Origin of the sequence: Azospira oryzae, from assembly GCF_004217225.1 — a bacterium.
Classification (GTDB): domain Bacteria; phylum Pseudomonadota; class Gammaproteobacteria; order Burkholderiales; family Rhodocyclaceae; genus Azospira; species Azospira oryzae.
Window position 1 is genome coordinate 1,643,579 of record NZ_SHKM01000001.1, and the last position, 24,036, is coordinate 1,667,614.

Genomic DNA, 24,036 nt, shown 5'->3' on the forward strand with positions numbered 1-24,036 from the left:
AACGACCCGTAGGAGCTTCCCATGCCCAATGCCCCGCTTTCCTACCTGCCGCCCACCAATACTGGAAGTTCCCGGCAAGCAGGATTTTCTCTTATCGAACTCATGGTCGTGGTGGCCATCATTGCCATTCTGGCAGCCATTGCCATCCCGGGTTATCAGGACTACATCGTCCGCAGCCGCTTGACCGAGGCGACCTCCCTTCTCGCTGCCAAGCGGGTCCAAGTCGAGCAGTTCTATGACAACAACCGGACCTACGTTAACGCTCCCGGTTGTGCCGACGATGCCACCAGCAGCAAGAGTTTCACCTTCTCCTGTGCCAATGTGGCAGCTAACACCTATCGCCTTGAAGCGACTGGGAAGAGCACCATGTCCGGCTTTACTTTGCGGATTGATCAGGACAACAACCGCTCCACTCCTAGCGCAGGCTCCGGGTGGTCAGCGAACAACAACTGCTGGGTCACCAAGAAGGACGGATCGTGTTAGGCAGAGCCCCCCGCCATCTGCCTTTTGAGGCAGGTGCGACACTGATTGAGTTGGCTGTTGCACTGGTCATCTTGGCGATCTTGCTGACGTTCGGCATGCCAAGCTTTTCCGAATGGATTCAGAACGCCCAGATCAGAACAGCAAGCGAAACGGTGATGACCGGCATTCAATTGGCCAGGAATGAAGCAGTCAAGCGCAATACAGCGGTTGAATTCGTCTTGGGCAATCCCGGGGCACAGGGCGGAACAGGCTGGACAGTAAGAGAAGCCGCCAGCGGCACCATCATCCAGCAGACCACAGCGGGAGAAGGATCGCGCAATGCCATCCTGACGCCAACGCCAGGAGACGCCACGACAATCACCTTCAACAGCCTTGGCCGCCTGCCGGTTGCGATGTTGAACCTTGATGGATCTTCGATCATCACCAGAATAAATGTCGACGTACCGGAATCGGTACTGGCAGCAGACAAATCCAACGACATGCGCATCACCATCAGCACCGGAGGACAAATCCGCCTCTGCGACCCCCACATCAGTGCTACGGGAGATCCCAGATCATGCTGACCCTCACTCCCCACCAACAACGCGGCTCGGTTCTACTGGAAGGACTGATTGCGGTACTGATTTTCTCTTTTGGCATCCTGGCGATCGTCGGCCTGCAAGCAGCCTCAACGAAAGCTGTCACCCAGGCAAAGAGCCGGGTCGACGCAGCATTCGTTGCCAATCAACGCATTGGTGAATTGTGGGGAGACCGGGACAATTTGGGTGCGTATGCCGAAAGCAAAAAGGAGATCGATGCCCTGCCTAACGGAAAGCGCACCACAGAAATCAACGGCACGACCGTTACGGTAACCGTGGAATGGAAGATGCCGGGCGATGCATCGTCAAACACGTATTCCACCGTTGCCCAAATCGTTGGCAATCCACCGATTTGAGCGGCGTAGGAGAGTCACATGAGTCGGCATAACAAAAGCAGGGGTTTCGGCCTAGTTGAGATCATGGTGGGCATGGTCATCAGCATGATTGCCTCCATCGTGGTGTTCCAGGTATTTGCCTCCGCCGAGCGCCAGAAGCGGGGAACCACAGGTGCAGCCGACGCCCAAACCAACGGCGCCCTGTCCTTGAGCATGGTGGAAAGTGACGTCAAAGCAGCTGGTTGGGGCCTCGACGCACACACGTTCTCAGACTGCGACCGCGTCTTCAGTTATATCGATGACGGGGTATCCGCGCCCGGGGCAGTCCCAAATTTGCTCACGCCGGCCGTCATTTCTGAAGGTGGAACCGGGCCGGATCAGATAAGCATCCGTTACTTCGACAACCCTGCCAATGCGAACTACAAGTTTGCACTGACTGCGCTGACCGCCAAGCCAGCGGCAGGCTCGGAATCCATGCGCGTCCGCAGTCTGTACGGCTGCACACCGACAGTTGCGGTACCAAAACCGCTAGCCCTCATTCAGCAGAGCGGCACCTGCACCTTGGTGCAAATCACCAAGGTAGAAAAACCTACGCTGACCATCTGGACGGAAAGCGGCCTGGGCGCTCCTTCCTACAATCCACCGGGGGCCTATAAGCTTGCCAATGCTTGGCCGGCATACGACAAGGGCGCGGACTTGCAATGTTTCCCGCAACTCAGCCAGAAGACCTATCGTATTACCAATGGGCAACTCGAATTGCAGGAACCGGACGCAAACGGGGTTCTCCAGACCTTCCAGATCGCTCCCGACATCCTCAGCCTGCAAGCCCAGTACGGCATCACGGACGTCTGTGCCGGCACTCCGTGCCCTCAGAAAATCACCGACTGGGTAGATGCAGGAGGAGCCTGGGCGGCCCCCCTGAGCAATGCCAACTCAAAGCGGATCAAGGCGTTGCGCGTCGCCGTCGTGGCGCGCAGCGCAGAGTATGAGAAGCCAGGTTCCGACGGAACCTGCAAAACAACGACAGAAGAAGCTGTGGCTGCCTGGTCTTCCTGGGCCAAATTTGACATCACCACATTCCCGGCTGATTGGCAGTGCTACCGTTACAAGGTGTTCGAAACGGTGGTGCCGCTACGTAACGTCATTTGGGGCAACGTGTGAGGACATGACCATGCCCAACCATATTCCGCCTTCACCAAGAAGCCAGGAAGGTCTGGCCCTATTCGTCGCCCTCATTGTGCTGGTTGCCATGTCGATCGCCGGCGTTGCCCTGATCCGTTCGGTGGATACAGGCACGTTGATTGCCCGCAATCTGGCATTTCAGCAGAGCGCCACCCTGAGCGGTGACCAGGGGATTGAAACGGCCCGCACGTGGCTATTGAACAACTCCAGCTCCCTCACCGGGGACCGGCCTGGCAATGGCTATTACGCCACCAGCCAGGACATGCTGGACCTGACCGGCAACGTGACTCCCGGCGACACCAGTGACAACGTCAATTGGGACGGTCAGGGAGGCCCCACCACTCCCACTTGCCAAGCCAAGGACAGCGTTGGCAACACTGTCTGTTATGTCATCCACCGCCTGTGCGACACCACTGGTCCGTTGGACTCATCCACCTGTTCCACGCGGCAGTACATTCGCACAGATAGTAGCAAGGGGGTGGTCGGAGGCCTTTCGAACTACCAACCCCCCTCCTGGGACCCGGAAATTGCCTCAATGGGCGTATACCGCGTCACCATCCGGGTTTCCGGGGCGCGGAACAATATCAGCTACCTACAGGCCTTCATCGTCATTTGAGTGGCATTCGGTCGACGCACTCCAAGGAGTCGAACATGAAAAAATCTCCCGTTTTATCCCCCTCGGTCCGTCTGCTTGCACTCGCCCTGGGCTACACCCTGATCGCCACTCCCACCGGCATCGGTGCTGCAGAAACGCCATTGGCCGATATTCCCCTGGCCAATGCCACTACCGAGAACATTCTGCCGAATATCTATTTCATCCTGGATAACTCGGGCAGTATGGACTGGGATTACATGCCCGATTACGTCAATGGCAGCTATTGCCGCAGTACGGGAACCAGTCTGACCAGTTGTACTAACGGCGATGCTCCTTATTATCTAAGCGCGTTCAATCGGGTCTATTACAACCCGATGGTGAACTACACTCCGCCTAAGAACGCCGACAATAGCGACAAGACCAATTACACCACCTGGACCAATGTTCCTTATGACGGTTACGGTATCCAGAGCGGCAGTTCGATCAATCTGGTTACCAACTATCCGGAACGGGTCGCCTGTAAAAATGGATGGGATGACGTCAACGGCAGCAACTGCGTATCCCAGATCGATGGCGCCAATGCCTATAGCTATCCCAACGGCACCTATAGCAACATCAAGACCCGCTACGGCGGCCCGTTCTACTACACGGCCACCGTCGAATGGTGTTCTGCCCAGGAAAGCAGCGGCCCGAGATTCGGCAAGGCCGGCACCTGCCAAGCTCAGAAATCCTCGACCTACCGATATGTCCGTTACAGCAACTGGAAACGGGTAAGTATCGTTCCCAGCACCACCAGCTATCCCGGCCCCAACGGAACGACACGCACCTACGCCCAGGAGATGACCAATTTTGCCAACTGGCATGCCTGGTACCGGACCCGGATGCAGATGACCAAGACTGCCGTTGGACAGGCATTTGCCGATATCCGCGGCACCCCCAATGCCAGCGACCCCCTCGACAAGAATTATTTCCACGCACGGGTCGGCTTTTCCACCATCAGCGACAAGGGGGCCACCGATAGCAATACTTTCCTGGCCATCAATAATTTTGACACCACCCAGAAAAACACCTGGTTTACCCGTTTGTACAAGGGAGACCCTACCGTCAGTACACCGCTCCGGGGTGCCCTGGCCAAAGCAGGTCGAATTTATGCTGGCAAGCTGGGAGCGGACCCCATCCAGTATTCCTGCCAACGTAACTTCACGATTCTCTCGACCGACGGCTACTGGAATACCAACGACGAAACGTCTACCTATGGACCAACCAAGGAAGACGGGAAAACAGCAGTCGGCGATCAGGATGGAGTCGCTACTGCGACACGGCCTTCCTTCGACGCGCTGAAGAAAAGCAGCACCCTTGCCGACGTAGCCTACTACTACTATCACACCGACCTGCGTACCGACATGCCGAACAATGTTCCGCCGGCTGGTACCAAACTGGAGGAGGACGATGTAGCCACGCATCAGCACATGACCACCTTCACCATCGGTCTCGGTGTGGATGGCAACCTGACCTATCAGGACGGCTACAAGACGGCCACCTCCGGCGCCTACTACGATATCAAACAAGGCACCAAGAACTGGCCGGACCCATTGGATGCCTCGGATGAAGACCGTATTGACGATCTCTGGCATGCAGCCGTCAATGGCCGCGGCACCTACTTCAGCGCCCGCAACCCGGAAGCTCTGGTCAACGGCCTGGCCAGCGCGCTAGGGGCCATGGAGGCCAGCAGCGGTTCCGGCGCCGCAGCAGCAACGTCAGCCCTGGAACCGACGGCTGGGGACAATTACATCTATGTTGCCAATTACCGCACCGTTGCCTGGGAAGGCGAGTTATCTGCCTACACCATTGACCTCAGCACCGGCAACATATCCGCCAATGCCACCTGGAAGGCATCTCCTCAGCTCAACAGCAAAATTCCCGCCGTCGGCAACACCGACACCCGGGCTATTTATACCTCCAGTGGCAGCACCCTCAAGGCGCTGGAATGGGCCAATCTGACTGCGGCGCAAAAAGCATATTTTGATAACACCAAGCTCAGCCAATACCTGGACTGGAGTGCTGCCGACAAAAGCACGGCGACCGGCGAGTTGATGCTGAATTATGTCCGCGGACACAACCGCTACGAGGACCAGGAACGGGACGTGGCTTTTGGCAGCTACAACCGCCTCTACCGGGATCGCTCCACCGTCCTCGGCGATATCGTTCACGGCCAGCCGGTCTACGTACAGACTCCTTCCCTGGAGTTCCTGGATGCGGGCTATGCCGAGTTCAAGGCCGCCCAGGCAGGCCGGACCGGCATGGTTTATGTCGGCGCCAACGACGGCATGCTGCATGCGTTCGACGCTGCCACCGGTGCCGAGAGCTGGGCCTATGTACCGCCCATGATCATCAAGGACCTGTGGCGCCTGGCGGACAAGGACTACGCCACCAACCACCGCTACTTCGTGGATGGCCCCATCATCGTTACCGATGCATTCGTCACCGGCAGTTGGAAAACCATACTGATTGGCGGCCTGGGCAAGGGTGGGCGCGGCTACTACGCGCTCGATATCACCACTCCGAGCGCACCCAAAGTACTGTGGACCTTCTCGGCAGATGACAACCCCAATATGGGCTACAGCTACGGCTCCCCCTTGGTATCCAAGGTAGATGGGCGCTGGGTGGCCTTGTTGCCCTCCGGCTATAACAACATTCCCGAAGGTTCCAATTATCCGACCGCTGATGGCAAGGGCTATATCTTCATGGTGGATGCAGGTACCGGTGCCCTGATCAAGACCCTCTCGACCAACACGGGTAGCTCCGGCAATCCCAGCGGCCTCGGTCGCATCAACGTCAAGGCCGACGATTTTGCCAAGGACAACACCGCGGTGGCTGCCTATGGCGGCGACCTCTTCGGCAACATGTGGCGCTTCGACCTGTCAGCAGGCACAGTCTCCCCGATCATGACCCTCGGCTCGTCCCAAGCCATCACCGCCGCACCCGAGATTGGTGAAATTGACGGCAAAACGGTTCTTTTCTTCGGTACCGGCCGCTATCTGGGACAGGATGACCTGGACAACCCGGCCTCCCAGTCCTTTTATGCAGTAAAAGACGATGGCACAAGCACCATCAGCCGGGGCTCCATGGTTGCCAAGGTAGCCAACGGCACTGAGGTTGGCGGACCGGAGGTCAATTGGAACATCCATGGCGGCTGGTACCTGGATTTGCCGATGGGCAAAGAACGGGTCTATCTCAATGCCCAGCTCTTCTTCGGTACCGTCATGTTCTCCAGCATCGTTCCCGAAGCCAGTGCCTGCCAGCCGGGGGGCTCCAGCCAGCTTTATTTCCTGGACTACAAGAGCGGCGGCGGCGTAGACGGCGGCCGAGCCATCTACACCTTCACCTCGCCCATCGTCGGCCTGACTGTGATCAAACTGCCGGGGGGAACACCCAAAGTATTCACCATCACTGCCGACGGCAATCTCAAGGGCGGGGCAATGACCCTTCCCATCAGCACCGGCAACGGCGGCGGCAATCTCAGTGGCAATCGCATGATGTGGCGGGAGTTGGCCAACTGACCTTCCGCAGCAATTCTCCGGAACCAACCACATTACGCCCCGCAAGGGGCGTAATGCTTATTCCCCTGATGCATCGACAACAGCTGGCCTCGGCCCTACTTCTTTCCTGCTGCCTGCATGTCTTGCTGCTGAGCCTCCCGCCGGGAACACTCGGTGGCAGTCCTCGCCTTGCGCTTGGATTGGAAGCCAAACTTGGCAATGCATACACACCACTGCAAGTCCGGCTGGGGTTGACTGCCCCGCTCCCACCCATACGGGCATTAGAGGACAAACTACGCTTGCAGGCGCCGCCAGCCGCGGCGCCACAACTGACAACCGCCCCAGATATCGTTGAGAAAAATACACAGAGGGACAGTTCCGAGGGCGCCAGTTCATCCGAGGGCGGGAAACCGGACATCGGCATTCCGGTACCGTACTACTACCCCCCGGCGGAAGTGACCCAACGTCCGCACGTTGCCAGCCCGATCGATACCAGCGTGGTGGATGACGAAGAGGGGTCTGGCAAAGCCATTCTGGTGCTCTACATTAACGAGCAGGGCAAAGTGGACAAGGTGGAAACGGAATCCACCCATCTCAGTGAGCGACTGAATGCCCTGGTCGCCCAGCAGTTCGGATCGGCCCGATTCCTGCCGGCAGAAAAGGACGGACAGCCGGTGAAGAGCCGGCTGCGCATTGAAGTGACGATTCGCCCCAGGCCGCCTCAAACCACGGCGGCCCCCTGAATCAGTTGCCCAGCAGTTCCTTGGGCAGGGGGAAGTTCACCTCCGGCTCCCCATCCCCCAACTGGCGCACATTGCCGGCGCCCAGCGCCTGCAGGCGGGAGATGACCCCCTGTACCAGGGTCTCCGGTGCGGAGGCGCCGGCGGTGACGCCAATGGTGTTCACTCCCTGCAGCCATTCGGCCTCAATCTGCTCGGCCCCATCCACCAGATAGCCCCGCACACCGCGCAGCTTGGCCACTTCGAGCAGGCGGTTGGAATTGGAGCTGTTGCGGGAGCCCACCACGATCACCAGGTCGCAGGATTCGGCCAGATGCTTCACCGCATCCTGGCGGTTCTGGGTGGCATAGCAGATGTCGTCCTTGCGCGGTCCTGCGGCATCGGGGAAACGCCCGCGAATGGCCTGGATGACGTTGGCGGCGTCGTCCACCGACAGGGTGGTCTGGGTGACGAAGCCCAGTTGCTCGGGGAACCGCACCATCAGCTGGTCCACATCCTCCCGGGTTTCCACCAGGTGCATGCCGCCATTGACGCTCTGCCCCATGGTGCCCTCGACTTCGGGATGGCCCTTGTGGCCGATCATGATGACTTCCCGCCCCTGTTCCCGCATCTTGGCCACCTCGTTATGCACCTTGGTGACCAGGGGACAGGTGGCGTCGAATACCTTGAGGCCGCGCCGGTCGGCTTCCTCGCGCACGGCCTTGGCGACGCCGTGGGCGCTGAAGATGACCGTGGCACCGGCGGGCACTTCGTCCAGTTCCTCGACGAAGACGGCGCCCTTGGCGCGCAGGCCGTCCACCACGAACTTGTTGTGCACCACTTCGTGACGCACATAGATGGGCGCGCCGAAACGCTCCAGGGCCCGTTCGACGATGGCGATGGCCCGTTCGACGCCGGCACAGAAACCGCGGGGATTGGCGAGGATGACTTCCATGGATGACTCTCAGTTGGGTCGGGAGCCACAGCTCCCGGCACCGGGGGTTGGACGCGGCGGGGCCAAGGCCCCGGGGCAAGCCTTTAGAGGATGCCGATGATCTCCACCTCGAAGCGCACGGACTTGCCGGCCAGGGGGTGGTTGAAATCGAAGAGGGCGTGGCTTTCCGTCAGTTCCCGCAGGAAGCCGGCGAACTCGGCACCCTCGCCGTCGTTGAACTCCACCACGGAGTTTTCCTTCAGTTCCATGCCCGGCGGCAGGGCTTCCCGGGCGATGCGCTCCACCAGCCGGGGGTTGTGTTCGCCGAAGGCCTGGGCCGGTTCCAGCAGGAATACGTGGCGCTGTCCGGCCACCTGGCCAAGCAGGCACTTCTCCAGGTTCTCCGCCAGCTGGCCGCTGCCCATCTGCAGGGTGGCGGGCTTCATGTCGAAGGTGTTGAGAATCTCGCTGCCGTCGCCGGTGGTGACGCGGTAGTGCAGGGTGAGAAAGCTGTCCGGCTGGACCGTTGCTTGATCGACTTGGCTCATCAGGAATACCGCTCTTCTTTCCAGGGATCTGCTTCGTTGTGGTAGCCGCGCACTTCCCAGTAACCGGGACGGTCTTCGGCGTGGAATTCGATGCCGGAGAGCCATTTGGCGCTCTTCCAGGCGTAGCGTTTGGGCAGCACCAGGCGCACTGGGCCGCCGTGTTCGACGGACAGGGGTGCATCGTCCACCGTGTGGGCCACCAGCACGTCGTCGTCCAGCAGCGCCGCCAGGGGCACGTTGGTGGTATAGCCGTCGTAGCTGTGCAGGGTGACGTGGCGGGCTTCCGCCAGGGGGCCGGCCAGATTCACCACGTCCCGGGCCAGCACGCCCTCCCAGGGCACGTCCAGCCGGGTCCAGGTGGTGACGCAGTGGAAATCGCTGGTCCGCTGCACCTGGGGCATGGCCAGCAACTGTTCCCAGTCCAGCACCACTTCCTGGGCCACCAGGCCGAACAGGCGCAACTGCCAGTTTTCATGGTGGATGTCGGGATGGATGCCCAGGTCCAGCACCGGAAAATCGGTGACGTGGCGCTGGCCGGGAGGAATGCGGTGGTCGCTCATGAACGGGCCCTGACGTTAGGAAGCGGAAGAATCCGGACTCCCTTGGACAGGTTTACGCCGGATTTGCTCCCAGGCCAGCAAAATTGCCCCCACGGTGATGGCGCAGTCGGCCACGTTGAAGGCCGGGTAGTACCAGCCGGCCACGTGGAACTGCAGGAAATCCACCACGGCGCCGAAACGCACCCGGTCGATGACGTTGCCCAGGGCACCGCCCATGATCAGGGTCAGGGAGAAGCACAGCAGGCGCTCGGCCAGGTGCTGGCGCAGCATCCAGGCGATCCAGCCGGACACGCCCAGGGCCAGCAGGGTGAAGAACCAGCGCTGCCAGCCGGACTGGTCGGCGAGGAAGCTGAAGGCGGCGCCCCGGTTGAAGACGAAGACCCAGTCGAAAAAGGGCGTCACGGTAACCGTGTCGCCGTAGTTCAGGCTCGCCAGCACCGCCCATTTGGAGAGCTGGTCGAGAACGATGACCAGGGCCGCCAGCCCGTACCAGCGGCCCAGGGAGGACTTAGGCACGCTCGCGCACCTCGCCCTCGCCGTGCAGGTTGCTGTCGCAACGGCCGCACAGTTCGGGGTGTTCCGGGTTGCTGCCCACGTCCTCCCGGTAGTGCCAGCAGCGCTCGCACTTCTTCTGGGTGGAGGCCTCGGCGGCGATGGCATCGGCGCCTTGGGCCACGCTCACCTTGGAGCAGATGAGGACGAAGCGCAGGTCGTCGCCCAGGCTGGCCAGGGCCGCGTACTTGTCGCCCTCGGCGCTGATCCGCACTTCGGCCTGGAGGGAGGAGCCGATCTTGCCTTCCTCGCGCAGGGCCTCCAGGGCCTTGGTCACTTCGCCGCGCGCCTCCCGGATCAGGTTCCACTTGGCCAGCAGCTCGCCTTCGCCGGCCTGGGCCGGCAGGTCGTGCCAGGTGTGGAACATGATGGACTGGTCCGCATCGCCGGAGAGGATCTGCCACACTTCCTCGGCGGTGAAGGAGAGGATCGGCGCCATCAGGCGGATGAAGCTCTGGGTCACGTGCCACAGGGCGCTCTGGGCCGAGCGGCGGGCCTTGGAGGCCGGCGCCGTGGTGTACAGGCGGTCCTTCAGGATATCCAGCCAGAAGCCGCCCAGGTCCTCGGAACAGAAGGTCTGCAGGGCCTGCACCACGCGGTGGAACTCGTAGCGGTCGTAGTCGGCCTGGGCCTGGGTCTGCAGCTGACGGGTCAGAGCCAGGGCGTAGCGGTCGATCTCGAACCACTCGGCCACCGGCAGCATATCCTTGGCCGCATCGAAGTCGGCGATGTTGGCCAGCAGGAAACGCAGGGTGTTGCGGATGCGGCGGTAGGCTTCCACCACCCGGGCCAGGATTTCCTTGGACATAGCCAATTCGCCGGAGTAGTCCGTAGCCGCCACCCACAGGCGCAGGATGTCGGCGCCCATCTTGTCGGAGACTTCCTGGGGCAGGATGGTGTTGCCCAGGGACTTGCTCATCTTGCGCCCCTGCTGGTCCACCGTGAAGCCGTGGGTGAGCAGGGCCTTGTAGGGCGGGTGGCCGTCGATGGCGGCGCCGGTGAGCAGGGAGGAATGGAACCAGCCCCGGTGCTGGTCCGAGCCTTCCAGGTAGAGGTCGGCCCGGGGGCCGGTGGCGTGGCCGTCGTTATGGGAGCCCCGCAGCACGTGCCAGTGGGTGGTGCCGGAGTCGAACCAGACGTCCAGGGTGTCGCTGATCTTCTCGTACTGGGCGGCCTCGGCCCCCAGCAGTTCGGCCGCATCCAGCTTGAACCAGGCTTCGATGCCTTCCTTCTCCACGCGCTGGGCCACTTCCTCCATCAGCTCCACGGTGCGCGGATGCAGTTCCCCCGTTTCCTTGTGCAGGAAGAAGGGAATGGGCACGCCCCAGTTGCGCTGGCGGGAGATGCACCAGTCGGGCCGGTTGGCGATCATGGATTGCAGGCGGGGCTTGCCCCAGGCCGGATAGAAGGCGGTGGCCTCGACCCCGGCCAGAGCCTTTTCGCGCAGGGACTTGCCGTCGGTGGGCAGGCGGTCCATGCCGACGAACCACTGGGCGGTGGCCCGGTAGATCACCGGAGTCTTGTGGCGCCAGCAGTGCATGTAGCTGTGGCTGACATTGCCGTGGGAAAGCAGGCAGCCCACTTCGGACAGCTTGTCGCAGATGGCCTGGTTGGCCTTCCAGATGGAGAGGCCGCCGAAGAAGGGCAGCTCGTCCACATAGACACCGTCGCCCTTGACGATGGAAATGATCTCGTCGTTGCCGCGGCCGTAATGGCGCCAGGCGTTGAAGTCGTCCACGCCGTGGGCGGGGGCGCAATGGACGATGCCGGTGCCCGCATCCAGGCCCACGTAGTCGGCCAGGTAGACGACGGAAACCCGGTCGTAGAAAGGATGGCGGAATTCCAGGCGCTCCAGGGCCTTGCCCTTGACGGTCGCCAGCACCGTGCCTTCGCAGCCGTAGCGCTTGAGGCAGTCGGCCACCAGCTCCTTGGCCAGCACCAGCAGGCGGTCACCCGCGTCCACCAGGGCGTATTCATGTTCGGGGTGGATATTGAGGGCCTGGTTGGCGGGAATGGTCCACGGGGTGGTGGTCCAGATCACCGCATAGGCGGGCTTGGGCAGGGCGTTGAGGCCGAAGGCCGCCGCCAGCTTGGGGGCATCGGCCTGGCTGACGGGGAAGGCCACGTCGATGGTGGGAGACTTCTTGTCGGCGTATTCCACCTCGGCCTCGGCCAGGGCGGAGCCGCAGTCGAAGCACCAATTGACGGGCTTCAGGCCCTTGAAGACGTAGCCCTGCTTGACCATCTCGGCCAGGGCGCGGATCTCGCCGGCCTCGTTGGCGAAGTTCATGGTCAGGTAGGGGTTGTCCCAGTCGCCCAGCACGCCGAGGCGGATGAATTCCTTCTTCTGCACTTCCACCTGCTCGGCGGCGTAGCTGCGGCACAGTTCCCGCACCTTGTCGGCGGGCAGGTTCTTGCCGTGGGTGACTTCGATCTTGTGCTCGATGGGCAGGCCATGGCAGTCCCAGCCCGGCACGTAGGGCGCATCAAAACCGGCCAGGGTCTTGGAGCGGACGATGATGTCCTTGAGTATCTTGTTCAGGGCGTGGCCCAGGTGCAGGTTGCCGTTGGCGTAGGGAGGGCCGTCGTGCAGGATGAACTTGGGCCGGCCGGCGCAGATCTCGCGAATCTTCTGGTACAGCTTCTTTTCCTGCCATTGCTGCACCCACTGGGGCTCCCGCTTGGGCAGGTCGCCGCGCATGGGGAAGGGAGTGTCGGGAAGATTCAGGGAGTTCTTGTAGTCAGCCATAACAGCCTCAAATGCCTAAGGTTTTCTTAACGCTGGAAAAATGCGCGGGCGGCTTCCGCGTCCTGGCCGATCTGGGCCACGAGCGCGTTGAAGTCGGGGAATTTCATCTCGTCCCGCAGCTTGTGCAGGAAGGAAACGGAAAGGTGGGCGCCGTAGATGTCGCCGTCGAAATCGAAGAGGTGCACTTCCAGCAGGGGCTGCAGCTGGCCGCCCACGGTGGGACGCACCCCCAGGTTGGCCACCCCGTTGAGGGGCCGGCCGGCAGCGCCGGTGACGCTCACGGCGAAGACGCCGGTGAGCGGCAGGGGATTGTGCTTGATGCGGATGTTGGCGGTGGCAAAGCCCAGCTGGCGCCCCAGCTTCTGGCCGTGCACCACGCGACCGTCGATGCTGTAGGGACGGCCCAGGAGACGGGCGGCCCGGGCCATGTCGCCGGCCGCCAGGGCCTCGCGCACGCCGGAGCTGGAAGCCCGCTCGCCGCCCTGCACCACGCTCTCCATGGCCTCCACCTGGAAACCGAGGGAGGCACCGGCGGCCTGCAGCAGGGCGAAATCGCCGGCCCGGCGGGCGCCGAAGCGGAAGTCGTCGCCGATGATGAGGTGGCGCACCCTGAGACAGCGCACCAGCACCTGCTCGATGAACTCGTCCGCCGTCAGGGCCGCGAAGACGGTGTTGAAGGGGCTGACGCAGGTGAGGTCGGCGCCGTAGTTCTGCAGCAGTTCCAGCTTCTCGCGCAGGGTGGTGAGCCGGGCCGGGGCCGAGGCCGGGTCGAAGAACTCACGGGGATGGGGCTCGAAGGTCAGCACCGCCGCCGGCAGGCCGCAGGCCCGGGCGGCCTGGCCGACGCGGGCAAGCAGGGCCTGGTGGCCAAGATGCACGCCATCGAAATTGCCGATGGTCAGCACCGTGGCACTGGGGGCCGGGGTTTTAACGCCGCGCAGGACGAGCATGGTGGAAGCCGGAATCCTTCTTATGCCCCGGGCGGGGCGCGAAAAAAGGCTGAATTATAACGGTTTTACCCCCGTCCTGCGGCACCGCCGCCCGCTCCGGGAGAGAACCGCCACAGGGGGCTGCCCGCCAGGGCAGAAGGGACGGCCCTGGACGGCATGACCTGCCTGCAAAGGCCGTCCCGCCTGCCTCTCCGGGCAGGCATCAGAGACGGTGGGGACTTGGGCTCAGTCGAGCCGGGCCAGCCTGGATTTGGCCAGGGGCGGATTCTTGGCGAAGTACTGGCGGATGCCCTTGAGCATGGCCTCGGCCATGCGATCCTGGTAGGCGTCGTCGTTGAGGCGCTTTTCCTCTTCCGGATTGCTGATGAAGGCCGTCTCCACCAGGATCGAGGGAATGTCCGGCGCCTTCAGCACGGCAAAGCCGGCCTGCTCCACGCTGGCCTTGTGCAGGGCGTTGATGCCGCCCAGCTCTCCCAGCACGGCCTTGCCCAGCTTGAGGCTGTCGTTGATGGTGGCGGTCTGGGAAAGGTCCAGCAGGGTGCGGGCGAGGAAGGGGTCCTTGACGCCGATGTTCACGCCGCCGATGAGGTCGGCCTCGTTTTCCTTCTGGGCCAGCCAGCGGGCCTGGGAACTGGAGGCGCCCCGCTCGGACAGCACGAACACGGAGGAACCCCGGGCATCGGGCTTGATCCAGGCGTCGGCATGGATGGAAACGAAGAGGTCGGCCTGGACCCGGCGGGCCTTCTGCACCCGCATGTGCAGGGGCACGAAGAAATCCGAATCCCGGGTCAGCACGGCCCGCATATTGGGCTCGGCGTCGATCTTGGCCTTCAGGCGCTTGGCGATGGACAGCACCACGTCCTTCTCGTGGCTGCCGCCCTTGCCCACGGCTCCCGGGTCTTCGCCGCCGTGGCCCGGATCCAGGGTGATGGTAACGAGACGATCCACCACCGGCTTGGTGTTGCGCTTGGCCGGTTCCGCCGGCCGGGCTTCCTGGGCGCGGCCCGGGGCCTGCTGGGCCTGGGACGGCTCCTCGGCCACCGGTTCGCGCCGGCCGGCCTCGGCGATGGCATCCAGCCCGTCGCCGTCCTTCTTGTCCAGCAGGGACAGCAGGGGATCGGGCGGATTGGCCGGGTAGACGTCCAGCACCAGCCGGCTGCCGTACTCGCCCACCGGCTTCAGGGAAAAGACCTGGGGCTGCACCTCGGTCTTCAGCTCCATGACCAGGCGCACCACGCCGGGCTTGAAGCGGCCGGCCCGCAGCAGCTTGATGTAGGGATCGTCCGGCGCCACCTTGTTGGAGAGGCCGTCGAGGACGCTGTTGAATTCGATGCCTTCGATATCCACCACCAGACGCTCGGGATTCTTCACCGAGAACTGGGTGAACTTCAGGGGAGCGCCGCCCGGGGCGTCATGCTCCAGGGTGACCCGGGTGTAGTCGGCGGCGGGCCACACCCGCACCGAGAGAATGGAGGGCGACTTGCCGGCGGCGGCCCGGGCCAGGGGCGTGACGAGCAGGACCAAGGCGGCCCCGCCGGCCTTCAGCAGGGCCCGGCGTCGCTCGACAGGCGGGACATGAGAGCGTTTACGCATTGCTCACCTCCCGGAGAATGGGGTTGCAACTGGAGATCACGGCCGTCATCGTCGCGGAAGCGGAAAGCCAGGACGAGATCGGGCGGCGGCACAAAGCCCGCGGCTTTGTCCGGCCATTCCACGAGGCACAGGGCCCCTTGGCGGAAATAATCATCCAACCCAGCATCGACAAACTCTTCCGGCGACTCGAAACGATAAAAATCAAAGTGATACAAGTATAAGCTCGAAAGTTTGTAAACTTCAACCAAGGCGTAGGTCGGGCTCTTCACCGGACCGGTGTGGCCCAGGGCCCGCAGCAGGGCCCGCACCAAGGTGGTCTTGCCCGCCCCCAGGTCCCCTTCCAGGTAGATCACCAGGCCCGGCCCAGCGGCCTGGGCCAGGGCGGTGCCCAGGGCCTGGGTCGCCGCTTCGTTAGCCAGCAGCAGACTTTGGCCTGGATTAAGGGATTGGGCAGCAGATTCGCTATGATCGGGCATATGGAACCAACGGAAGAAATGCAGCAAACGGGAGCCGGCACCCCCGCCCGCCCGGCGGCGGCGGGAGGAGCGGCCCCGGACTGGCCCGGACTGGCCGCCCGCCTCAAGGCCTGGGGCCGGGAACTGGGCTTTGCCGAGGTGGCCATCGGCCGGGCCGAGATCGGCGAGGCCGGGCAGCGGCTGCTGGCCTGGCTCGACCAGGGGCGCCACGGGAGCATGGATTATATGGCCAAACACGCCCCCCTGCGGCTCGATCCGGGCCAGCTGGTGCCCGGCGTGCAGACCGTCATTTCGGTGCGCCTGCCCTACCTGCCCCGGGGCGCCGAGCCCGAGCAGGTGCTGGCCGATCCGGCCCTGGGCTATGTGTCCCGCTACGCCCTGGGGCGGGACTACCACAAGGTCATCCGCAACCGCCTGCAGAAGCTGGCGGACCGGCTGCAGGCCGAGATCGGCGACTTCGGCTACCGGGTCTTTTCCGACTCGGCCCCGGTAATGGAGGTGGAATTTGCGCGTAAGTCCGGCCTGGGCTGGCGCGGCAAGCACACCCTGCTGCTGACCCGGGAGGGCTCCTGGCATTTCCTCGGCGAAATCTACACCGACCTGCCCCTGCCGGCGGATGCCGAGGTGAGCGATCACTGCGGCGCCTGTACCCGCTGCATCGACATCTGCCCGACCCGGGCCATCGTCGCTCCGTACCAGGTGGACGCCCGCCGCTGCATCTCCTACCTGACCATCGAGCTGGACGGCGCCATGCCGGAGGAACTGCGGCCCCTGCTGGGCAACCGCATCTACGGCTGCGACGACTGCCAGCTGTGCTGCCCCTGGAACCGCTTCGGCCAAATGGGGGACCCGGAATTCACCCCCCGCCAGGGCCTGGATGCGGCGCGGCTCTCGGCCCTGATGGCCTGGAGCGAGGCGGATTTCCTCGAACGCATGGCCGGCAGCCCCATCCGCCGCATCGGCATTAAACGCTGGCGGCGCAACATCGCCGTGGCCCTGGGCAACGGCCCGGCGACGGAGGAAGCCAGGGCGGCCCTGGCCGCCCGCCGGGAGGACGACTCCGCCGTGGTGCGGGAGCACGTGGCCTGGGCCGAACGGCAGCTGGAAAAGAAAACGCCGCCCACGGGCGGCGTCTGAAGCCTCTTCAGGCGGCGGGTCCGCGGCCTCCGCCGTCCCCTGCGCCCTCCTCCGCCCCATCCTCCGCGCTACCGGCGAAGCGCGCCTTGAGGCGCTCCCAGTAGCGGTCCTCCAGGGACAGATTGATGGCGGCGCCACGGGCCAGGCTCAGCTGGCTCATCAGCAGGCAGAGGCGCTGCCAGGCGGGACCGCGCTCCACCTCGTCGAGCAGCTCCAGTTCGGCACGCAGTTGGGCGATCTCCCGCCGCAGCCCCACTTCCGGCGGGGTGTAGCCGGCATTCTTGAGGATGCGCTGGGCCAGGCGCTGGTCTTCCGGCACCAGCAGGTCGTCGCCCAGTTCCAGGGGCCGGCCGCTGCCGGGCAGGTCCGACAGCTCGCCCTTGGCCAGGGCCTCGTTGATGCGCTGTTCCGCCAGCAGTTCGAAGGCCAGCACCGCCCTGCCCTTTCAGCGCTCCACCGGCCGTGCCGGATCGGCGCACCACTCGCTCCAGGAGCCGGCGTAGAGCCGGGCACCGGGCAGGCCGGCGATTTCCATGGCCAGCAGGTTGTGGCAGGCGGAAACGCCGGAGCCGCACTGGTGCACCACCTGCTCCGGCGCAGCGCCGGCCAGGGTCGCCGTCCATTCCTGGCGCAGCTGATCGGCCGGCTTGAAGCGGCCGTCGGGCCCCAGGTTGTCGCGGAAGAAGCGGTTGCGGGCGCCGGGGATATGGCCGCCCACCGGGTCGATGCTTTCGTTTTCGCCGCGGAAACGGTCCGGCGCCCGGGCATCGACAATGACCCGGTCCGGCCGGCCCAGGCCGGCCAGCACCTGGTCGGCGTCCAGCACCCAGTCCCGGGGCGCGGGCGTGAAGGTGCGGGCGGCAGGCTCGGGCATCACTGTGCTCAGGGCGCCGCCGGCGGCAGTCCACGCGGACAGACCGCCGTCCAGCAGGGCCACGGCCTCGTGGCCGAGCCAGCGCAGCAGCCACCACAGGCGCCCGGCCATCATGCCGCCGCAGTCGTCGTAGGCCACCACCTGGACCCCGGGGCCGATGCCGGCCCGGCCCAGGGCGGCGGCCAGGGTGGAGATATGGGGCAGGGGATGGCGGCCGTTGCGGCCGTTCTTGGCGGCAGAAAGGTCCCGGTCCAGATGCAGGAAGACGGCTCCGGGAATGTGCCCCCGGGCGTAGGCGGCCTCCCCGGCGGCCGGGTCGGCCAGATCATGGCGGCAATCCACCACCACCCAGGCCGGATCGCCCAGGCGGGCGGCCAGGGTGGCCCCATCCACCAGGGTGGTGTGGACGGCCGCAGGCATCAGATGACGTCCTGCTCGGCCAGCCAGGCCTTGGCTTCGGCTTCGTCGGAGAAGACGCGGATACTGGCATCGACGAAGGCGCGGGAGAGCCAGGCGCTCCAGGTCACCCACTGGCTCTCGGTGATGACGGCGATGCGCTCGAAATCGTTGGCGTGGGCCTTGGAGAAGCGGATTTCCTCCAGGGCCGTGTCCAGGGTCACGTCGGCCATCTGGCGCAGATCGAAAAAGAGATTCACCGGGCCTTCGAACTTCACCTTGAAATTCACCAGCTCCTCGAACTCCTTGTAGTCGGCCAGGGTGAATTCACCGAAAACGGCGACGGAAACCAGGCTATCCTGGTGGTCGGTAACGATCATGGCTTGCTCCGTGTTGTTATGTGGATATGAGTTTAACTTGGAATGGGGCGGCCGGCGCAGCCATGGGCGGGCCCGGCGGCGCCGGGTGCCGGCCTAGTCCTGCTCCGCCGGATTGGCCCGGGAGAAGCGGGTGGCGGCCATGCCGGAAAGGACGATGATGGCGATGGCCAGCCAGGCGGCGAGGGAAAGCACCTCGCCCCAGAAGAGCATGCCGAACAGGCTGGCGAAGACCACCGCCGTGTAGGCCAGGCTGGCCGCCACCAGGGTGCGGCCCCGGCTGTAGGCCCGGGTCATGGCCAGCTGGGCCAGGGTGGCGAAGATGCCGACCCCCAGCAGCAGGCCGGCGCCGCGCAGGGTCAGGGGATGGAAGCGGAAGAAGAGCATCCACAGGCCGGCGCCGAGGGTGGACAGCAGGGAGAAGTAGAACACCGTGCGCCACTCCGGCTCCCCCTTCTGCCCCAGCTCGCGCACGTTGTAATAGGCCAGGCCGGCGAGGACGCCGGAGGCCAGGCCCATCAGACCGCCGGCCAGCTGGTCCGCATGGAAGGTGGGCTGCAGCAGCAACACCACCCCGGCAAAGCCGGCCACCAGGGCACCCACCAGGCTGGCGGGCAGGCGGGCACCGGAGAGGCCGGCGAGGAACAGGGCCAGGAACAGGGGCGAGGTGTAGTTGAGGGTCACCGCCGTCGCCAGGGGCAGCCAGGCGATGGCGTAGAAGTACAGCATGAGGGAGATGAAGCCGGAGACGCCCCGGTAGATCTGGAATTTCCAGTGGGGAGTGCGCGGATCGAGGCGTCCCCACAACATGGAGGCGCTCATCAGGGCCAGGGCGATGGCGTTGCGGTAGAAGACGATTTCCGCCGGGGAATAGCCCGCCTCGGCCGCCAGCTTGACGCACACGCCCATGCAGGCGAACAGGAATGCGGCGGCGACCATCCACAGGGATTGCATGGGCAGGAAATCCTTCGGCGATGAAGCCGGAAAAACGACGCCGCAGAAAACGGCGCGGGGGAAACAAAAGGGGCGCCCGCAGGCGCCCCGATGCTTGGGCTGGGAGAATTCTACTTCAGGTGGGGCTCGACGATGCGGCGGTAGAACTCGTGGAAGTGCTGCATGCCGTCCTCGGTGGGGGACTGGTAGGGGCCCACTTCGTTGCGCCCTTCCTTGAGCAGCTGCCAGCGGCCCCGGTCCATGCGCTCGCCGATGTCGTCGTCCTCGATGGCGGTTTCCATGTAGGCGGCCTGCTCGGCCTCGATGAACTCCCGCTCGAACTCGACGATTTCCTCGGGGTAGTAGAACTCCACCACGTTCATGGTCTTGTTCACCGACTGGGGGATGAGGGTGGACACCACCAGCACGTGGGGATACCACTCCACCATCACATTCGGGTAGTAGGTCAGCCACACGGCGCCCTGCTTGGGCTGCTCGCCCCGGGCGCCGTAGAAGTCCTTGACCGCCTTCTGCCAGCGGCCATAGGGGGCGGAGCCGACCTTGTCCAGGTTGGTGATGCCCACCTTCTGCACGGAATACCACTCGCCGAACTGCCAGGTCAGGTCGTCGCAGGTAACGAAGTTGCCCAGACCGGGGTGGAAGGGCACCACGTGGTAGTCCTCCAGGTACACCTCGATGAAGGTCTTCCAGTTGTAGTTGCACTCGTGCATCTCGACCCGGTCCAGCTTGTAGCCGGCGAAGTCGAACTCGCCGGCCACGTTCATCCCGGCCAGGTCGGCCTGGGCGTTGCGCGGCCCCTTGAAGAGCAGGCCGTTCCAGGAATCCAGCTTGCGCTTGTTGAGGTTCAGGCAGGGATTGGCGGGGAAGTGGGGCGCGCCCTTGAGGCTGCCTTCGCTGTCGTAGGTCCAGCGGTGGATCGGGCAAACGATGTGTTCCGCATTGCCGCTGCCCTGCAGCATGATGGCCTGGCGGTGGCGGCAGATGTTGGACATGTCATAAACCCCGTCCGGCTGGCGCACCAGCATGCGGCCGTGGTCGCGCCACTCCATGGTGCGGTAGTCGTGCACATTGGGCACCATCAGCTCGTGGCCGACGTACCCCGGGCCCTGCTCGAAGAAGAGTTTCATCTCCAATTCGAACATTTTTTCGTCGAAATACCATTCGACGGGGAATTGGCTAACGGCAGGAGCCAGTTTGGTGCTGGATGCGATGTCGGACATGTCCACACCTCCGGAAAAAGGCAATGGGTGAAAAATGAAGCAAAATCAACGAAGGCGGGATTCTACCCCGGCGCAAATTTGACCAAAAGCCCCGTGATACGGTATTTTTTGCATTTCCACCGGTTATTGATATGGATCAATCGCCCATGCCCGCTTCCACCAGCGCCGGCGGCCAGACCGGAACCCCTCCCGGCTCTCCCTCCTCCCCCTCCTTCGAAGAAGCCCTCGCCGACCTGGAGCGCATCGCCCAGGCCATGGAAGGCGGCAACCTGTCCCTGGAAGAATCCCTGTCCGCCTACAAGCGCGGCGTCGAACTGCTGAAACTGTGCCAGGGCCAGCTGGCCGATGCGGAACAGCGGGTGCAGGTCCTGGAAAGCGGTACACTGAAGGACTTGAACAGCCCCGAGGCCTGAAGGCACGGCCCCACCTGCGCCTTCGCACCTCTTCTCCAGGTTTTCCCATGGCATCTTCCGACGCTTCCGCCCTGCCCTTCCCCGACTGGATGGCCCAGACCCAGGCCCGCACCGAGGCCGCCCTGGGCCGCTTCCTGCCCGCCGCCGAGACCATCCCCCAAGGCCTGCACGACGCCATGCGCTACAGCGCCCTGGGCGGCGGCAAGCGGGTCCGCCCCCTGCTGGCCTTCGCCGCCGGCGAACTGTGCGGGGCCACGGCGGAAGCCCTGGACTGCGTCGCCTGTGCGGTGGAGATGATCCACGTCTATTCCCTGGTGCACGACGACCTGCCCTGCATGGACGACGACGTGCTGCGCCGGGGCCGCCCCACCTGCCACGTGCAGTACGACGAGCCCACCGCCCTGCTGGTGGGGGATGCGCTGCAGTCCCGGGCCTTCGAGATCCTGGCCGCCCAGCCCTGGCCGAGCCCGGCCCAGGGCCTGGAACTGGTGCGCCTGCTGGCCCACGGCAGCGGCTCCTGCGGCATGGCCGGGGGCCAGGCCATCGACCTGGCCTCCGTCGGCAAGAGCCTCGACCAGCCTCAGCTGGAACTGATGCACGCCCTGAAGACCGGGGCCCTGATCCGGGCCGCCGTGCTCATGGGCGCCCACTGCGGCACGCCCCTGGCCGCTGCCGAACTGGAGCGCCTGGACGCCTTCGCCAAGCGCGCCGGCCTGCTCTTCCAGGTGGTGGACGACATTCTGGACTGCACCGCCAGCACCGCCACCCTGGGCAAGACCGCCGGCAAGGACGAGGCCGCCGACAAGCCCACCTACGTCCGCCTGCTGGGCCTGGAAACGGCCCGCCAGCTGGCCGACGACCTGCGCCGCGACGCCCTCGGCGCCCTGGAGGGTTTCGGTCCCCGGGCCCGGCGCCTGATCGAACTGGCCCACTACATCACGACCCGCAAGTTCTAGAGCGGGCCTTCGCGCATCCACCGAATTCGAGCGCCGCACCATGATGACCGCCACACCCCTGCTAGACACCATCGACAGCCCGGCCCAGCTGCGCCGCCTGGACAAGCGCCAGCTGCCCCAGCTGGCCGAAGAACTGCGCACCTTCATCGTCGAATCGGTGTCCCGCACCGGCGGCCATCTCTCCTCCAACTTGGGCACGGTGGAACTGACCATCGCCCTGCACTACGTCTTCGACACCCCGGACGACCGGCTGGTGTGGGACGTGGGCCATCAGACCTACCCCCACAAGATCCTCACCGGCCGCCGCGCCGGCATGGCCAAGCTGCGCATGCACGGCGGCCTCTCCGGCTTTCCCAAGCGCTGCGAATCGGCCTACGACACCTTCGGCGTCGGCCACTCCTCCACCTCCATCTCCGCCGCACTGGGCATGGCCCTGGCGGCCAAGCAGAAGGGGGAGAACCGCAAGGCGGTGGCCATCATCGGCGACGGCGCCATGTCCGCCGGCATGGCCTTCGAGGCCCTCAACAACGCCGGTGTCGCCGACGCCAACATGCTCGTCATCCTCAACGACAACGACATGTCCATCTCGCCCCCGGTGGGCGCGCTGAACAAGTACCTGGCCCGCCTGCTCTCCGGCGGCCTCTACTCCGCCGCCCGCCGCGCCGGCGAAAAGGTGCTGGGCGTGGCCCCGCCCCTGCTGGAACTGGCGAAACGGGCCGAGGAGCACGTCAAGGGCATGCTCACCCCGGGCACCCTGTTCGAGGAGCTGGGCTTCAACTACATCGGCCCCATCGACGGCCACGACCTGGATGCACTGGTGCCCACCCTGCAGAATCTGAAGGGTCTCAAGGGACCCCAGTTCCTCCACGTCATCACCAAGAAAGGCCAGGGCTACAAGCTGGCCGAGGCCAACCCGGTGCTCTACCACGGGGTTTCCAAGTTCCAGCCGGAAGTGGGTATCCAGAGCGGCAAGGGCGGCGGCAAGCTGACCTACACCCAGGTCTTCTCCGACTGGCTGTGCGACATGGCGGCGGCCGAGCCGCGCCTGGTGGGCATCACCCCGGCCATGGGCGAAGGCTCCGGCCTGGTGCGCTTTGCCGAGCTGTACCCGGAACGCTATTTCGACGTCGGCATCGCCGAGCAACATGCCGTCACCTTCGCCGCCGGCCTGGCCTGCGAGGGCTTAAAGCCGGTGGTGGCGATCTACTCCACCTTCCTGCAGCGAGGCTACGACCAGCTGGTGCACGACGTGGCCCTGCAGAATCTGCCGGTGGTCTTCGCCATCGACCGGGGCGGCCTGGTGGGCGCCGACGGTGCCACCCACCACGGCGCCTTCGACCTTTCCTTCATGACCTGCATCCCCAACCTGGTGATCATGGCTCCGGCGGACGAGGACGAATGCCGCAAGATGCTGACCACCGCCATGGGCATCGACGGCCCCAGCGCCGTGCGCTATCCCCGCGGCGGCGGCAGCGGCGTGACGCCGGAAACGGCCCTCACCGCCCTGCCCGTGGGCAAGGGCGAGATCCGGCGCCAGGGCAAGGGTGTGGCCCTGCTGGCCTTCGGCAGCATGGTGCAGGCGGCCCTGGGGGCCGGCGACGTTCTGGATGCCAGCGTCGCCAACATGCGCTTCGTCAAACCCCTGGACCGGGAGCTGCTGGCCGAGCTGGCGCGGAACCACGAGCTGCTGGTCAGCGTCGAAGAGAATGCCCTGATCGGCGGCGCCGGCAGCGAAGTGGCCCGGGCCCTGGAAGAGATGGGCCTGGCCGTGCCCCTGCTGCGCCTGGGCCTGCCCGACCATTTCATCGACCACGGCGACCAGAACCTGCTGCTGGCCGAGCTGGGCCTGGACGTGGACGGCATCGTCCGCCAGGTGCAGCAACGGCTGCCCGCCTGAAGGCCGGGAAAGCGCGCCC

General features: G+C 64.5%; 24 protein-coding genes. 11 read left to right on the forward strand and 13 right to left on the reverse strand.

The genetic code is table 11. From position 1 onward, the window contains the following. Window positions 1-21: 21 nt before the first annotated feature. From EV678_RS07460 to EV678_RS07490, 7 genes are read left to right on the forward strand one after another with little or no spacing between them, the layout of a single operon-like run. Complete coding sequence (locus EV678_RS07460; RefSeq protein WP_014238495.1) at window positions 22-483, forward strand: type IV pilin protein; 462 nt, start codon at window positions 22-24, stop codon at window positions 481-483. After that, window positions 432-1,046 carry a GspH/FimT family pseudopilin gene (locus EV678_RS07465; RefSeq protein WP_235832416.1) on the forward strand — a complete coding sequence of 205 codons (615 nt, stop codon included), beginning with the start codon at window positions 432-434 and terminating at the stop codon, window positions 1,044-1,046. Before EV678_RS07460 ends, EV678_RS07465 begins: the two co-directional genes overlap by 52 nt. Beyond that, a complete protein-coding gene (locus EV678_RS07470) occupies window positions 1,040-1,417 on the forward strand; it encodes a type IV pilus modification PilV family protein (RefSeq protein ID WP_014238497.1) in 378 nt (125 codons plus the stop codon). The genes EV678_RS07465 and EV678_RS07470 overlap by 7 nt, the downstream gene beginning before the upstream one ends. Window positions 1,418-1,435: 18 nt before the next feature. After that, entirely contained in the window at window positions 1,436-2,557 is a 1,122-nt protein-coding gene (locus EV678_RS07475) for a PilW family protein (RefSeq protein ID WP_130459304.1), read from the forward strand. A gap of 4 nt (window positions 2,558-2,561) precedes the next feature. Further along, window positions 2,562-3,194: a pilus assembly PilX family protein gene (locus EV678_RS07480; RefSeq protein WP_050804331.1), complete on the forward strand. Its 633-nt coding sequence runs from the start codon at window positions 2,562-2,564 to the stop codon at window positions 3,192-3,194. 35 nt (window positions 3,195-3,229) lie between these two features. Further along, entirely contained in the window at window positions 3,230-6,733 is a 3,504-nt protein-coding gene (locus EV678_RS07485; protein ID WP_130459044.1) for a pilus assembly protein, read from the forward strand. A gap of 53 nt (window positions 6,734-6,786) precedes the next feature. Then, the gene (locus EV678_RS07490; RefSeq protein ID WP_130459045.1) at window positions 6,787-7,455 is read left to right on the forward strand and encodes an energy transducer TonB; all 669 of its coding nucleotides are present in this window, start codon (window positions 6,787-6,789) and stop codon (window positions 7,453-7,455) included. Window position 7,456: 1 nt separating this feature from the next. On the opposite strand, the gene ispH is transcribed toward EV678_RS07490, so the two are convergent. The 8 genes from ispH to tsaE form a co-directional block, all read right to left on the reverse strand. Continuing rightward, window positions 7,457-8,386 (reverse strand): 4-hydroxy-3-methylbut-2-enyl diphosphate reductase, encoded by a 930-nt coding sequence (gene ispH, locus EV678_RS07495; protein ID WP_130459046.1) that lies wholly within the window; start codon window positions 8,384-8,386, stop codon window positions 7,457-7,459. A gap of 83 nt (window positions 8,387-8,469) precedes the next feature. Continuing rightward, complete coding sequence (locus EV678_RS07500) at window positions 8,470-8,913, reverse strand: FKBP-type peptidyl-prolyl cis-trans isomerase (protein ID WP_130459047.1); 444 nt, start codon at window positions 8,911-8,913, stop codon at window positions 8,470-8,472. After that, window positions 8,913-9,473 (reverse strand): sulfite oxidase-like oxidoreductase, encoded by a 561-nt coding sequence (locus tag EV678_RS07505; protein WP_014238504.1) that lies wholly within the window; start codon window positions 9,471-9,473, stop codon window positions 8,913-8,915. Before EV678_RS07505 ends, EV678_RS07500 begins: the two co-directional genes overlap by 1 nt. Before the next feature lie 15 nt (window positions 9,474-9,488). Beyond that, window positions 9,489-9,989, reverse strand: a complete 501-nt coding sequence (gene lspA, locus EV678_RS07510; protein WP_130459048.1) for a signal peptidase II — start codon at window positions 9,987-9,989, stop codon at window positions 9,489-9,491. Continuing rightward, on the reverse strand, window positions 9,982-12,774 hold the full coding sequence (gene ileS, locus EV678_RS07515; RefSeq protein WP_130459049.1) for an isoleucine--tRNA ligase: 2,793 nt from the start codon (window positions 12,772-12,774) through the stop codon (window positions 9,982-9,984). The genes lspA and ileS overlap by 8 nt, the downstream gene beginning before the upstream one ends. A gap of 26 nt (window positions 12,775-12,800) precedes the next feature. Then, window positions 12,801-13,724 carry a bifunctional riboflavin kinase/FAD synthetase gene (locus tag EV678_RS07520; RefSeq protein WP_130459050.1) on the reverse strand — a complete coding sequence of 308 codons (924 nt, stop codon included), beginning with the start codon at window positions 13,722-13,724 and terminating at the stop codon, window positions 12,801-12,803. Window positions 13,725-13,949: 225 nt separating this feature from the next. Then, a complete protein-coding gene (locus tag EV678_RS07525) occupies window positions 13,950-15,317 on the reverse strand; it encodes an N-acetylmuramoyl-L-alanine amidase (RefSeq protein WP_130459051.1) in 1,368 nt (455 codons plus the stop codon). Further along, entirely contained in the window at window positions 15,266-15,793 is a 528-nt protein-coding gene (tsaE, locus tag EV678_RS07530) for a tRNA (adenosine(37)-N6)-threonylcarbamoyltransferase complex ATPase subunit type 1 TsaE (protein ID WP_130459305.1), read from the reverse strand. Before tsaE ends, EV678_RS07525 begins: the two co-directional genes overlap by 52 nt. Before the next feature lie 18 nt (window positions 15,794-15,811). On the opposite strand from tsaE, the gene queG reads away from it, so the two are divergent. Then, entirely contained in the window at window positions 15,812-16,930 is a 1,119-nt protein-coding gene (queG, locus tag EV678_RS07535; RefSeq protein ID WP_207222240.1) for a tRNA epoxyqueuosine(34) reductase QueG, read from the forward strand. Window positions 16,931-16,937: 7 nt separating this feature from the next. Here the strand turns inward: queG and EV678_RS07540 are convergent, their stop codons facing one another. The 5 genes from EV678_RS07540 to EV678_RS07560 form a co-directional block, all read right to left on the reverse strand. After that, entirely contained in the window at window positions 16,938-17,363 is a 426-nt protein-coding gene (locus tag EV678_RS07540) for a DnaJ family domain-containing protein (RefSeq protein WP_130459052.1), read from the reverse strand. A gap of 12 nt (window positions 17,364-17,375) precedes the next feature. Beyond that, entirely contained in the window at window positions 17,376-18,224 is an 849-nt protein-coding gene (locus EV678_RS07545; RefSeq protein WP_130459053.1) for a sulfurtransferase, read from the reverse strand. Next, the gene (locus tag EV678_RS07550) at window positions 18,224-18,580 is read right to left on the reverse strand and encodes a SpoIIAA family protein (RefSeq protein ID WP_130459054.1); all 357 of its coding nucleotides are present in this window, start codon (window positions 18,578-18,580) and stop codon (window positions 18,224-18,226) included. Before EV678_RS07550 ends, EV678_RS07545 begins: the two co-directional genes overlap by 1 nt. Before the next feature lie 93 nt (window positions 18,581-18,673). Next, on the reverse strand, window positions 18,674-19,531 hold the full coding sequence (locus tag EV678_RS07555; RefSeq protein ID WP_130459055.1) for a DMT family transporter: 858 nt from the start codon (window positions 19,529-19,531) through the stop codon (window positions 18,674-18,676). Window positions 19,532-19,641: 110 nt separating this feature from the next. Beyond that, entirely contained in the window at window positions 19,642-20,751 is a 1,110-nt protein-coding gene (locus tag EV678_RS07560; protein WP_130459056.1) for an aromatic ring-hydroxylating oxygenase subunit alpha, read from the reverse strand. Between the two features lie 146 nt (window positions 20,752-20,897). Here EV678_RS07560 and EV678_RS07565 point away from each other — a divergent pair, with 146 nt between their 5' ends. The 3 genes from EV678_RS07565 to dxs are packed head-to-tail and all read left to right on the forward strand — an operon-like array spanning window position 20,898 to window position 24,017. After that, window positions 20,898-21,164 (forward strand): exodeoxyribonuclease VII small subunit, encoded by a 267-nt coding sequence (locus EV678_RS07565; RefSeq protein ID WP_014238516.1) that lies wholly within the window; start codon window positions 20,898-20,900, stop codon window positions 21,162-21,164. A 47-nt stretch (window positions 21,165-21,211) separates the two neighbouring features. After that, entirely contained in the window at window positions 21,212-22,120 is a 909-nt protein-coding gene (locus tag EV678_RS07570; protein WP_014238517.1) for a polyprenyl synthetase family protein, read from the forward strand. 43 nt (window positions 22,121-22,163) lie between these two features. Beyond that, entirely contained in the window at window positions 22,164-24,017 is a 1,854-nt protein-coding gene (dxs, locus tag EV678_RS07575) for a 1-deoxy-D-xylulose-5-phosphate synthase (RefSeq protein ID WP_130459308.1), read from the forward strand. The last annotated feature ends 19 nt before the right edge of the window (window positions 24,018-24,036 follow it).